This window comes from Mycobacterium cajalii, assembly GCF_045809005.2.
Classification (GTDB): Bacteria; Actinomycetota; Actinomycetes; order Mycobacteriales; family Mycobacteriaceae; genus Mycobacterium.
In genome coordinates, this window is sequence record NZ_CM141436.1 from 2211500 (window position 1) to 2224746 (window position 13247).

Genomic DNA, 13247 nt, shown 5'->3' on the forward strand with positions numbered 1-13247 from the left:
GTGAGTCAGTCCGGTCGTTCGGTGACGTCTTGCCAGTGCGGCAGAAAGCGGCTGCCGTCGCGCGCCGCGAGGTCTTCGTAAATCCGGTATCGCTCATCGGCGGCCGCTTGGGCCTGGCGCAGCATCTCTGCCGCCGCCTCGGGGTGGGTTCTGGTCAGTGTCTTGTAGCGAAGCTCACGGTAGGCGTAGTCGCGCAGCGGAATCCGCGGGCGGGGGGAGTCCAGCCGGAACGGGTTCAGGCCCTTCTTGCGCATCGTCGGGTCGAACCGGAACAGGGGCCAGTGGCCGCTGGCCACCGCACGGGCTTGCTCCTTCATGCCGGTGCGCATGTCGATGCCGTGGGCGATGCACTGCGAGTACGCCAGCACGATGGACGGACCGTCGAATGCCTCGGCTTCGCGCAGCGCAATCAACGCCTGTTCGGAGTTGGCGCCCAGCGCGATCTGAGCCACGTATACGTTGCCGTAGGAGATCGCTTGCATGGCAAGGTCTTTGCGTGGTACGCGCTTTCCCGCCGCCGCGAATTTCGCCGAGGCGCCCAGGGGGGTCGCCTTGGAAGCCTGACCTCCGGTGTTCGAGTAGACCTCGGTGTCGAGGACGAGGACGTTGACGTCGCTGCCCTGGGCCAGCACGTGGTCGAGGCCGCCGTAGCCGATGTCATAGGCCCAGCCGTCACCGCCGACGATCCATACGCTGCGACGCACCAGGAAGTCGGCGAGGGTCAGCAGCATCTGCGCATCACGCGACCCGATCGGCGCCAACTCGGCCTTCAGGGCCGCCACGCGGGTGCGCTGCGCGGCGAACTCGGACTCGGTGCGCTGGGTGGCGTCCAGCAGCGCCCCGACCAGATCCGCGCCGACCCGGGGCGCGAGCCGGCCGAGCAGGTCGCGGGCCAGGCTGGTCTGCTCGTCGATCGCCAGCCGGTAGCCCAGACCGAATTCGGCATTGTCCTCGAAGAGCGAGTTGGACCATGCCGCGCCGCGCCCGTCGGCGTTGGCCTTCCAGGCATGGGTGGGGGTGTTACCCGCGTAGATCGATGAACAACCCGTCGCGTTGGCGATCTGCAGCCGGTCACCGAAAAGCTGTGAGATCAGTTTCAGATATGGGGTTTCGCCGCATCCGGCACAGGCGCCGCAGAACTCGAACAGTGGCTCCAGGAGCTGCACGCCGCGCACATTGGCGAAGTTCACCTGCTGGCGGTCGGGTGTCGGCAGTGTCTCGAAGAAGGCGATGTTGTCGCGTTCCTGCTGCAGGATCGGCAGCTTGTCGCCCATGTTGATGGCGCGCCGGTCGTCGCCCCCTTGGCTGTAGGCCGGGCAGTTCTCCACGCAGACACCGCAGCCGGTGCAGTCCTCGACGTAGATCTGCAGGGTGAAGCGCGCGTCCGGATAGCCGCGGGCGTTGACCGGCGCCGACGGAAAGTCCTCCGGCGCGCCGGTCAGGTTGTTCGCGTTGTACGTCTTCACGCGGATCACGCTGTGCGGGCAGACGATGCTGCACTGGCCGCACTGGATGCACAGCGCCGGATCCCAGATCGGCACCTGCACGGCGATGTTGCGCTTCTCGTATCGCGTCGTGCCCACCGGGAAGGTGCCGTCCGCCGGCAACCGGCTGACGGGGATGTCATCGCCGCGCCCGGCCATGATCTCCGCGGTGACCCGCCGCACGAACTCCGGCGCGTCGGGCGCGACGATCGGCGGCATTTCGTCGCTGCCGGTGGGCATCTCGGGCACGTGCACCTCGTGCAGGGCGTCGAGCGCCGCGTCGACCGCGGCGAAGTTGAGCTGCACCACCGCTTCGCCCTTGCCTGCGTAGCTCTTCTCGATGAAGTGTTTGACTTCGGCGGTGGCCTCCGCGGACGGCAACACCTGGGCCAGGTGGAAAAAGCAGGTCTGCAGGATGGTGTTCACCCGTGGTCCCAGCCCGATCCGTAACGCCACGGCCGAGGCGTCGATGACGTAGAAGCGCAGCTTCTTGTCGATGACCTGCCTTTGGACCTGATGTGGAAGCCGATCCCAGACGTCGTCGGGTCCGTAGGGACTGTTGAGCAGGAACGTCGCTCCCGGGACAGCCGCGCCGAGGACGTCGCGCTTGGTCAGAAAGCTGAATTTGTGGCAGGCCACGAAGTCGGCGTGGCGGATCAGGTAGGGCGCCGTGATCGGCTGCGTCCCGAAGCGAAGGTGCGATGCCGTCTCGGCGCCCGATTTGTGGGAATCGTATTCGAAATAGGCCTGGGCGTAACGTTCCGGCGCCCGGCTGAGAATCTTGACGCTGTTCTTGTTGGCGCCGACCGTCCCGTCGGCCCCGAGCCCGAAAAACAGGCAGCGCACCGTGTCGTCGGGCTCGATGTCCAGCGTCCGGTCGTAGTCGAGGCTGGTGTGGCCGACATCGTCGATGATCCCGACCGTGAAATGGTTGTGGGGCACCGGCTTGGCCAGTTCGTCGAACACCGCCTTGGCCATCCCGGGGTGGAAATCCTTGGAGGACAGTCCGTATCGGCCACCGATCACCCGCGGCATCCGCGTGAGCCGGTCCTCGGCGACAGCGTCGCTCAGCACTGCCACGACGTCGGCGTGCAGCGGTTCCATCGGTGCGCCGGGCTCCTTCGTCCGGTCGAGCACCGCGATCGAGCGCACAGTCTGCGGCAGCGCCTCCAGGAAGTGCTCGGCGGAGAACGGCCGATACAGCAAGGCCTGCAGCGCACCCACCTTCTCGCCACGGCGATTGAGCCAGCGCGCGGTCTCGCGCACGACTTCGGCGGCCGAGCCCATGCTGATGACCACGCGCTCGGCGTCGTGCGGGCCGTCATAGCGAAACAGCGAATAACGCCGGCCGCACAGAGCCGCGAGCCGGTCCATGTTCGACTGCACGATCGCAGGCAGGCGGGCGTAGAAGGGGTTCACCGCCTCGCGTGTCTGGAAATAGGTATCCGGGTTCTGCCAGGTCCCCCTGATGACCGGGCGTTCCGGGCTCAGGCCGCGCTCGCGGTGGGCGCGCACCACATCGTCATCGATCATGGCGGAGATCTGGGCGTCGGGGAGCAGCGCAATCTTGTTGTACTCGTGCGAGGTGCGAAAGCCGTCGGTGAAGTGGATCAGTGGCACGCGCGCCGCGAGCGTGGCGGCCTGCGCCACCAGCGCGAGGTCATGGGCTTCCTGCACCGAGGCGGCGCCGAGAATCCCGAAGCCGGTGACCCGCGCGGCCATGACGTCTTGATGGTCGCCGAAGATCGAGGAGGCCCCGGCGGCCAGCGCACGCGCAGCCACGTGAAAAACCGTCGAGGTCAGCTCGCCGGCGATCTTGTACATGTTGGGCAGCATCAGCATCAGGCCTTGCGAGGCGGTGAAAGTCGTCGTCAGGGCACCGCTTTGCAGCGAGCCGTGCACACAGCCCGCGGCGCCGCCCTCCGACTGCATCTCCTGCACGACCGGGATGCCGCCCCAGATGTTGCGCAAACCCCGATCCGACCAGGCATCGGCCAGTTCGGCCATCGGCGACGACGGGGTGATCGGGTAGATGGCGCAGACCTCGTTGACCCGATAGGCGATGTGCGCCACGGCGGTGTTGCCGTCGACGGTATCGTCGCGTTCCGTCGCATCGGCCCCTTGCGGTGCCTCGCGTTTCTGCATGCGCCTATCTCCGTACCTTGAAACTGCTCGGCGTCAACGCCTCGTCGTGACTTCCCGGAGGCGCGGGCGGCTCGGGCACCATCTCGATGGCGTGGCACGGGCACTGCTCGAAACACGTTGCGCAGCCGGTACACAGGTCCAGGTCAACGCTGTAGCCGCGCCCGGGGCCCAGGCGGGTGATCGCCTGTTCGGGGCAGGCCGCGTAGCAGTTGTCGCATTCGAAGCAGTTGCCGCACGACAGGCAGCGTTGTGCCTCATAGCGCGCCTGCGTTTCATCCAGACCCGCCACGATTTCGCCGAACCCGCCGCGCTGCGCGGGCGGGACCTCGGGCTGTTGGCTGCGCGGCGCGTCCAGATAGTCGAACAGATGCAGCATGTCGAAGGTGACCAGCGGGTGCGACGGCGGGTGCTGGTAGGTTTCGCCTCTCATCCAGGCGTCCATGGCGCGTGCCGCCAGCTTGCCGTGCCCGACGGCCGCGGTCATGGTCCGGGGGCCGCCGATGCAGTCCCCGCCGGCGAAGATCCCCGGGTGGCCGGTCATCAACACCTCGTCCACCTGCACCACATCGTCCGGTGTGATCCGGACACCGGCCGCGCCGCGCAACAAGGACAGATCGCTGTGCTGGCCGATGGCCAGCACGACCGAATCGGCGGCAAGGCGCTCGGTTTCGCCGGTCCGGGTAAGGCTGCCGTCGCTGTTCATCGCGACCTTTTCGATCAGAATCCCCGCGGCGCCGAACTGTTCGACGGTGCTCAGCCACTTGATCTTCACGCCCTCCGCGAACGCCTCGCGGGCGTCGCCGGGCGACGCGGTGAGATGGGGCTCGTCGCGGCGGTACACCAGCACCGCGTCGCGTGCCCCGAGCCGCCGGGCGGTGCGAGCGGCATCCATGGCGACATCGCCGCCACCGATGACCGCCACCGCACGGCCGAGTCGGGGTTGCCGACCCTTTTTCGCCTCGCCGAGCAGGGCGACCGCGTCGGTGAGTTTTTTACCGTCCATCGCCGGAATGTCCAGGTGGTTGGCCTCCTGGGCGCCGACGGCCACGAAGACGGCGTCGAAGCCGCCGGTGCGCATCTCGCCGGCCACATCCTCGACGCGGTGGCCGCACGTGAGGGTGATCCCCGGCATCGCGGTGATGCGGGCGACCTCTCGGCGCAGCGGTTCGCGGGGCAGGCGATAAGCCGGGATGCCGCAGGTCATCATCCCGCCGGGCTCCTCGGCGGCATCCCGGATTTCGACACGGTGGCCCATGCGCGCCAGGTGATAGGCGCACGCCAGCCCGCCCGGACCCGCACCGACGACCAGAACCGCCTTACCGCTGGGTGCCGCGACGGGCAGGCGCCAGGCTTCCTCGGCCGCGAGATCGCCCAGGAAGCGCTCGACGGCGTGGATCGCCACAGGTGTATCCAGTGACGCGCGGTTGCAGTCGCTTTCGCAGGGGTGATAGCACGCCCGCCCGTGAGTCGACGGCAGCGGATTGTCCTCGACGAGCGCCCGCCACGCCCTTTCGTATTCTCCGTTGTGCGCGTGGGCCAGCCAGGCCTGGATGTTCTCGCCGGCCGGGCAGGCGTGATTGCACGGCGGCAGCAGATCCACGTAGAGCGGTCGCTGCCATCGGCGGCTGCCCACGCCCCTGCGCGTCGTTTCCCGCAGGACCTGGGTCATATCGGGCAGATTCAACGACATGGCGTCCCTCCAGGCCGACACGATTCCACCGACCGACGGCGGAGCCATCGGTGTGCCTGTCTGGCCGCCGCGACGAACGCGCATCCCATGGAGGTCATATCCCCCTGTATCGATGACCTTGTCGCCGAATCGCTACGACGTTTGTACGGCACGGTCGGCCGGCGGGCGTAGGGCCTTAAGCCCCGCAGGAGCCCGGCCGAATGTCACCCCGCGACTCGGGACTTCCGCCCCTACTGAGCGTCGTGTGGCGGTGGTCGAATCGGGAACAGCCATGAGCGCGAGGAGACCGTGGATGACGGCCAACGACGAGGGCGGCAAGACCTGCCACATCGACGTGCTGATCGACGAGCACGAGGAGCGTACCCGGGCCAAGGCGAGGCTGACCTGGGCGGGCACCTCCTTCGTCGGCATCGGCCTGGCGCGGGTCGACCCGCTCGACGAGCCGGTGGCCAAGATCGGCGACGAGCTCGCCATCGCCCGCGCACTGACGGATCTGGCGAACCAGCTGTTCGCGCTGACGTCGACCGACATCCAGACCAGCACCCATCAGCCGGTCACCCGCCTGCATCACTGACCTTTGGCCCTACAGCAACGAATCCTGAAAGCGTAGCAACGAATCATGAGACAACGCCCCGATTTACCGGCCGCCTTCGAGGTGGAGGTCACGACGCACGGCCGGCTGCCCGGCGCCGACGACTACGCCCGGACCAAGATCGGTGAGCTCGGCCGGCTCACCCACGAGCCGGTGCTGCACGCGCACGTTCGGCTGAGCGAGCACGGCGACCCGGCGGTCGCCCGCCGGGTAATCGCGCAGGCCAACCTGGACGTCGACGGCCGGCTGGTCCGCGCCCAGGTCGAAGGGGTCACGGCGCGCGAGGCCGTCGACCGGCTCGAGGCGCGGCTGGCCCACCGGCTGGAACGCAGCGCCGAGCACTGGGAGGCCAGGCGGGGAGGGACGCCCCGCCGCGGGCCGCACGAATGGCGGCACCAGTCCGAGCCCACCCACCGGCCGAACTACTTCCCCCGGCCCGAAAGCGAACGGCGCGTCATGCGGCACAAGTCGTTCAGCCTGCCCATGTGCACCGTCGACGAGGCCGCGTTCGAGATGGAACTGCTCGACTACGAGTTCCATCTCTTCACCGAGAAAGGCACCAGGCAAGACAGCGTGCTCTATCGGGGCGGCCCCACCGCCGAATACCGCTTGGCGCAGGTCGATCCGCAGTCCGCCGACGACCTGGCACCATTCGAGCTTCCGCTGACGATCAGTCCCGCGCCGGCCCCGCGGCTGACCGTCGAGCAGGCGATCGAACGGATCGGGTTGCTCGGCCTGCCGTTCCTGTTCTTCGTCGACACCGCACGAGCGCGCGGCAGCGTGCTGTACCACCGCTACGACGGCCATTACGGGCTCATCACACCGGCGAACTGAGCGTGCGCCGTCAACCGTCGACAGCCCGGAATCCCCCCTTGCCGCGGCGGTCCCGGAAACTCCCCCCTGTCCGGGACCGCCGCTCTCAACTCAGCCCTTGACGACCCCCAGCGGGACCCGTGCGCGCCACCAGGCAGCGCCGCACGCGGGCCGTCGTGGGAAAATTTGAAGGTCGTTGAGCGACAAGGGGCTTCGGTACGGCACTCAGCTGAATACGGCGCTGAATCAGGCGGCTCTACGCGCCGCGGCGGCCGGACCTCTCGGCGACGGCGTAGCGCAGCACCGCACCCACCCCGTCGGCCGGGGCGATCCGTTGATCGGCGCGCACCACGGCGGCGCCCACCGCGATCGCGCTGAACGGCAACGCCTCGTCGGCCCGCGCCACCCGTACTACCGGCTCGCCGAGCTCGGAGAGCGCGTCGGCGTCGGGGGCGATGGTCGTCAGCGCCTCGGCGGTGACCACGGTGGCGTCGCCCGGATCACCGACGATCAGCGTGTCGACGTCGCCGTCGCGCAGCGCCGCGCAGACGGCGGCCAGCCCCTCGGCCGCCAGGCCCGAGTCGCGCCCGCGTTCGGCTTCGAAGCGCTCGGCCACGTCGGCCATCTCGGCGCCGCGGCGCCGGTCGAACTCCGCGGCCGTCAGCTCGCAGATCTCCTCCGCGCCGATAGCGCTCTTGCGGGTACCCGCGTGCAACTGCGTCACCCGGTCGGCAACCCGCTTGGGCAATGCGGGGACCAGCTCGGCGAGCGAACGGGCGTCACCGCTGACGAACACCACCTCGGGGTGGGATTCGTCCACCAACCGCGTCAGATGGTCGGCAACGGCCCGGCAGTTCATGCGCACGGCCTCCTCGGTCGTGTGCTGAAGGTCGCCGTAACCGTTCCAGCCGGCGGTCACCGGCTTGTGCACCGGGTAACCGACACCGTCGATGCTCTTGGAGCTGACCGCGCTCCCCTGATACAGGCTCACGTCGGCGCCGGCGTGGTCGACCGTGGCGAGCACGTATGTCGGGCGCCGCATCTCGAGGTCGATCAACGGCAGGACGTAGGGGTAATCCGACAGGCGGACGACGGTGGCCGGTGGCGGGGCGGCCAGCTGCTCGTTGACCAGCACCTGCTCGGCGGTCGCGATCACCGCGCGGCCGCGCCGCCCGACGGCGGGCCGGTGGTTGAGCACGGCCCCGTCGAGCATGCCCAGCAGCTCCGCGCCCGCACCCATGCCCTCGAGCCGGGCGCGGATATCGTGCCACTGCACCTCCTGCACCTCGACGGCGTCCAGGGTGTCGTGGGAGTCGTCGAAATACACCGACGCGAAGGGACCTTCGGCTTTAGCCAGCCATTTCAGACGTTCTGATCGCATCGCATCACGCTATGAACGCCGGGCGCGGGTACACGAGGGTCGTTAGCCCCCAGATTCGGGCCTAAGCCTGAATCCGTGGATCAGTGATTTCGTGGTGTCGTGGGGTTGATTTTTGCACGGTTGGGGCGGTTCGGGGTGTTGTGGGTATGAGTGATCCGCTGGCCTGCACCAGCTTTTCCTTGTTGCGGGGTTCCTCGGGTCGGGCCTGGGAGGGCAGATGGGCAGGGGATGTGATAGTTATCCTGCTCGTGGGATCGCGGGCCTATAGCCGATGGTGTTGTTCCACAGCGTTTTCCATCCGTTTTGCCACGGCCAGTGCGCGGGCAGGTGCAGCATCGGTTTGCGGGCCGGGGCGGCGAAGCGGGCCGGGATGTTGACCAGGTCGCGGCGCAGGGTGGCGCCGCGGGCCACGGCGTGATGGCCACCAGCGAGGGTGCCTGCGGCGCGCAGCAGGTTATGGGCGATCACCGCGGCCGCCAGCCAGGCGCAGTTGGCGGCGAACAGCCCGGAAGGGATGTGAGCCAGCGGGCCGTCGATCACATCGGCGAAGGTGGTTTCGATGACGGCGTGGCCCCGGTGGGTGATATCGGCCTCGGTAACCGGCAGTTCGGAGTTGGTGACAAACGGGTGATGGCGCCACACCGGAAACAACGCATCGGGGTAGCGGGCGTCTTTGACCCGGCGCACCACCAGCCGCACCGTCAGCGTGCGGCCAGAGCCCAACCGCACGGTGTAGGGCGTTTCGGCGACTTGGGCATCCGAGATCAGCGTCCCCGTGTCGGGGTCGGTCACCGCGCCGGGGTAGTGCACCGGGGTGTAGGCGGCTTCGTCGATGGCTGCGATCGCAGCGTTGATGCGTTTGTTGCGGCTGATCGACAAGGAGAATTCGGCACCTTGGGCCACGCACGTGGTGATCACCTTCTTGGTGCCAAACGCCGAGTCGCCGCGCACCATGATCGCCCCAGCGGCCCCGCAGGCGCGGGCGGTGCCGATGGCCACCGTGATCTGGGAGGCGGCCGCGCGCCCGGAGGCGGCCTTGCCGCTGCGCAGCCTGGCCTCGGCGATCACCGGTGCGGCCTGCGCGGTGGAGATGGTAGTGATCTGCGGTGAGAGGCCTTTGCGCAGCAGCGCGCGGCTGGCGATCTTGGCGTGCCCGAAGCTGGCGCCCTGCTTGGCTTTCCCGTAGACCGGGCGCAGCAGCGAGTCGATGTCGACAAAAGCGCGTTGCTCGATGCCGGGTAACAGCGGTACCCGCGCCGCGAGCGCCACCAGATGGGCTCGACCTACCGCAGCGAGTTGGTTGGCGTGCCCGAAAGTGAACTCGCGCAGAAAGATCCCCAACGTGGAGGGCGCATACACCTCGTCGAACACCCGCGGGGTGCCGCCCGCGCGCAGCACGCCGGCATCGTCGATGCTGTCCGCGCCGCACATCATGCCCGCGATGATCGAGGTCAGCTTGCCGGCCGGATTCACCGCCCCCGACGCCACCCGAGTCGACGGCAGCTGCACGTGTTCGCCGATCAACTCCGAAAGACCGGCCTGCTCAGCTAGGTCCAACACCGGCACCAGCCCGGCCGCCGATACCAGATTCTGCTCGTCAAAGACCGCCGAGTCGGCGGTGAACGTATACGATGAGTGCATCGAAAGTGCCTTCTTGAACTCTGGACAAATACGACGTAAGCACTCGTATTATCCCAGTTCAGAAGGCGCTTTCGCTGTTCACACGCCGATCAAATCACCGGCCCATCCACGGATTCAGGCTAAGGTCATCGCGCCTGCCGGGCGTGCCGCAACGCGTCGAGCTCGCGGGTGATGCTCGGGCTGACCTGCACGGGGTAGGTCCGCTCGCCGGCGTCCAGGGCGCGGAGCGCGGGCGGCAGCCGGTCGATCTGCCGGCGCGCCCGCTCACGCGACTGCGCCAGGCTCGAATCGTGCCGCGGCAGGCGCCGGCCGTCCTTCATGACGGGCACCAGCAGCGGTTCGCCGTCGAAGTCTTCGCCGGGCCGGGCGATCGTGTCGCCGGCGAACACGCCGTCCGCCAGCCGCCGCAGCACCTGTTTGCGGCCCGGGTAGATCACCTTGCCGCTGGAGAACTTGGTCCGTCCGGTGCCGTCGTACTCCACCAGTTTGTATGCCATGTCCAGGGCGGGTGCATCTTGGGAGACAACGACTTTGGTGCCGACGGCGAACGCGTCGATCGGGGACCCGTCGGCCACGAGCGCGGCGATACGGTACTCGTCGAGACCCGACGAGGCGAAGATCTCGATCCGGTTCAGCCCCGCGGCGTCGAGCTTGGCCCGGGCCGCCTTCGCCAGCGTGCCGAGGTCCCCGGAGTCGAGCCGGATCGCCGCCACGTCGACACCCGCGCCGCGACCGGCCAATTCGATGACGAGATCGACGCCGCGCAGCGTGTCGAAGGTGTCGACGAGCAACGCGGTGCCGGGGTAGATCCGGGCGAAAACGTCGAACGCGTCGAGTTCGTTGTCGAAGGCCTGCACGAAGCTGTGCGCCATCGTGCCGAAGGCGGGAATCCCGTACTCGCGGGCGGCGAGCAGGTTCGAGGTGCCCGCCAGGCCGGCGAGGTAGCCGGCCCGCGCGCCCTTGACCGCCGCGTCGGTGCCGTGCGCGCGGCGCGCCCCGAAGTCCACCACCGCGCGGCCGCGCGCGGCGTCGACCACGCGGGCGGCCTTGCTGGCCAGCACGCTCTGCAAATGAATCTGGTTCACCACGAACGTCTCGGCGAGCTGGGCCTCAAGGATCGGCGCGATCACCTGCACGATCGGCTCGTCGGGAAAGACGACCGTGCCCTCCGGCACCGCCCACACGTCTCCGGTGAAGCGCACCGTGGCGAGCGCCCGCAGGAACTCGTCGGTGAACAAACCCAGTCCGCGCAGGTAGTCGACGTCGGCACGGGTGAAGTGCAGTGTCTCCAAATAGGCGAGTACGTCGGACAATCCGGCGGCCATGACATAGGACCGGGTCTCGGGAAGCTTGCGGAAGAACGTCTCGAACACCGCCGTTCCCGACATGCCCCGGGCCAGATAGGCCTGCGCCATCGTGACCTCGTAGAGGTCGGTGAACAGGGCCCCGGGGGTCATTGCTCGTAGAGCGCCGACAGCCGGTCCGCGAACTTCTCGACGACAACCTTCCGGCGCAGCTTCAGGCTCGGTGTCAGGTCACCGGACTCGACCGAGAGCTCGTGGTCGGCGATCGTGAACTTCTTGATCTGTTCCCAGCGGTTCAACTCCCGGTTGAGCGCGTCGACGTATCCCGCGATCAGCTCCCGCGTCCTCTCGTCGTGCGCGATCTCGGCAAAAGACTTGCCCGCCATGCCGTTCTGCGCGGCCCAGTCCGCGATCGCCTCGCCGTCGAGGCTGACCAGCCCCACGCAATACGGCTTGCCCTCCCCGTACACGAGCAGCTCGCTGGCATACGGGCACAGGCCCTTGAACTTCGCGTCGATCGCCGACGGCGCAACGTATTTGCCCTGCGAGGTCTTGAACATGTCCTTTTTGCGGTCGGTGATCCGCAGGAACCCGTCCGCGTCGATCTCCCCGACGTCACCGGTGTGGAACCAGCCGTCGGCGTCGAGCGCTTCGGCGGTGGCGTCCGGCAGGTCGTGGTAGGCGGTCATCAGCCCCGGCCCCCGCAGCAGGATCTCGCCGTCGTCGGCGATCCGCACCTCGGTCGCCGGGAACGGCCAGCCGACCGTCCCGAACCGGTAGGCGTGGGGGCGGTTGATGAACGACGCGGCCGCGGTCTCGGTCAGCCCGTATCCCTCGAGCACCACGATCCCGACGGCGTCGAACCACCGCGCGACGTCGCGGTCCAGGGCGGCGGCCGCCGAGACGAAGAACCGCAACCGGCCGCCGAAGCGCTGCCGGATGGTGTCCAGCACCAGGCGGTCGGCGACCTTGTAGGCCAGCGAGGACACCAGCGACGGCTTTCTGCCGGCCTCCCGGGCCTCGGACATGTTCCTGCCGACCCCGATCGCCCAGTCGAACATCTTCTTCGTGAGCAGTCCCCGCTCGGCGACCATCCCCTCGACGCGAGCGTGGGCCTTTTCGAAGATGCGCGGCGCCGCGCCCATGATGGTCGGCCGCAGGGCCGCGAGGTTGTCGACGATCCTCTCGACCCGGCCGTCGATCGCCGTAGGGAAACCGATCTGCAGCGGCAACGCCAGCATCACCTTGCCGAACGCGTGGGCCAGTGGCAGCCACAGGAAGTTCAGGTCGTCGGGCCCGAGGATGTTCAGCGCGTCGATGGCCGCGGCGGTGTAGGTCCACGCCCCGTGGGTCAGCCGCACGCCTTTGGGCCGCCCGGTGGTACCGGACGTGTAGATCAGGCTGGCGAGCTGGTCCGGGCCGATCGCCGCGACCCGCTCCCGGATGGCGTCGGGGGAGTCGGCGAGCAATTGCTTGCCCAGCTGCTCCAATTCGGCCAGGGTGATCACCCAGTCGCCGTCGCCGTTGCCGTCGATGAGCACCACCTTGCTCACGTCGGGCAGTTCGGCGCGGCGCTCGAGTAGCTTGTCGAGCTGGCCCTGGTCCTCGGCGACGACGACGCGGCTGCCCGAATTGGCGACGATGTAGGCGACGTCGGCGGCGTTCGTCGTCGGATACACCGTGGTGGTCGCGGCGCCCGCGCACATCACGGCGAAATCGACGAGCACCCACTCGTAGCGCGTCGACGACGCGAGCGCCACCCGGTCCTCCGGGGCGATCCCCAGCGCGATCAGCCCGCCGGCGATGTTGGCGACGCGTTCGCCGACCTGCTGCCAGGTGACGCTGTCCCAGCTGTGGTCCTGCGGGTACCGGAAGGCTTCCGCGTGCGGGGTGGCGGCGACGCGGTCGAGGAACATCTGTGCCACCGAGGGCGCGCGATTGTCGATCTTGGTGAAGTCCGGCCTCTCCAGCGAGGCGAGTGGTGTTTTCATGTCCGTAATCCATTGATGCCGTGCCGAATAGCTCGGGTTGCGTTATCGGTAACCCCGATCCTGCGGTGATCCCGGCCGCGGGGATAGAGACGAAAGTCACCCGATCGCCGTTGGCCGGCCGCCGGCCCCCGATAAGGCCTTTTGTCACCGCGCCCGTCGGCCAATTGCCCCGGCACCGGGCGCGCCGCTCGCGTAGCGTACAGCCC

8 protein-coding genes are annotated in these 13247 nt (G+C 68.4%); 2 read left to right on the forward strand and 6 right to left on the reverse strand.

What is annotated here, in order from left to right; all coding sequences use genetic code 11:
* Window positions 1–5: 5 nt before the first annotated feature.
* Entirely contained in the window at window positions 6–3629 is a 3624-nt protein-coding gene (gene nifJ, locus ACJ512_RS10720; RefSeq protein WP_407687865.1) for a pyruvate:ferredoxin (flavodoxin) oxidoreductase, read from the reverse strand.
* 4 nt (window positions 3630–3633) lie between these two features.
* A complete protein-coding gene (locus tag ACJ512_RS10725; RefSeq protein WP_407687864.1) occupies window positions 3634–5319 on the reverse strand; it encodes an NAD(P)-binding protein in 1686 nt (561 codons plus the stop codon).
* A gap of 292 nt (window positions 5320–5611) precedes the next feature.
* Between ACJ512_RS10725 and ACJ512_RS10730 the strand changes: the two genes are divergently transcribed.
* Together ACJ512_RS10730 and ACJ512_RS10735 are read left to right on the forward strand one after the other, a co-directional pair.
* Complete coding sequence (locus tag ACJ512_RS10730) at window positions 5612–5893, forward strand: DUF1876 domain-containing protein (RefSeq protein WP_407687863.1); 282 nt, start codon at window positions 5612–5614, stop codon at window positions 5891–5893.
* Between the two features lie 45 nt (window positions 5894–5938).
* Window positions 5939–6745, forward strand: coding sequence for a ribosome hibernation promotion factor (locus ACJ512_RS10735; RefSeq protein ID WP_407687862.1), 807 nt, complete (start codon window positions 5939–5941; stop codon window positions 6743–6745).
* A 235-nt stretch (window positions 6746–6980) separates the two neighbouring features.
* Here the strand turns inward: ACJ512_RS10735 and ACJ512_RS10740 are convergent, their stop codons facing one another.
* From ACJ512_RS10740 to ACJ512_RS10755, 4 genes are all read right to left on the reverse strand, one after another.
* Complete coding sequence (locus ACJ512_RS10740; protein ID WP_407687861.1) at window positions 6981–8105, reverse strand: Rv2629 family ribosome hibernation factor; 1125 nt, start codon at window positions 8103–8105, stop codon at window positions 6981–6983.
* A gap of 237 nt (window positions 8106–8342) precedes the next feature.
* Window positions 8343–9746, reverse strand: coding sequence for an IS1380 family transposase (locus ACJ512_RS10745; protein ID WP_461479860.1), 1404 nt, complete (start codon window positions 9744–9746; stop codon window positions 8343–8345).
* 125 nt (window positions 9747–9871) lie between these two features.
* Window positions 9872–11203 (reverse strand): nicotinate phosphoribosyltransferase, encoded by a 1332-nt coding sequence (locus ACJ512_RS10750; RefSeq protein ID WP_407689671.1) that lies wholly within the window; start codon window positions 11201–11203, stop codon window positions 9872–9874.
* Window positions 11200–13041 carry an AMP-dependent synthetase/ligase gene (locus ACJ512_RS10755; RefSeq protein ID WP_407689670.1) on the reverse strand — a complete coding sequence of 614 codons (1842 nt, stop codon included), beginning with the start codon at window positions 13039–13041 and terminating at the stop codon, window positions 11200–11202. Before ACJ512_RS10755 ends, ACJ512_RS10750 begins: the two co-directional genes overlap by 4 nt.
* Window positions 13042–13247 lie beyond the last annotated feature (206 nt).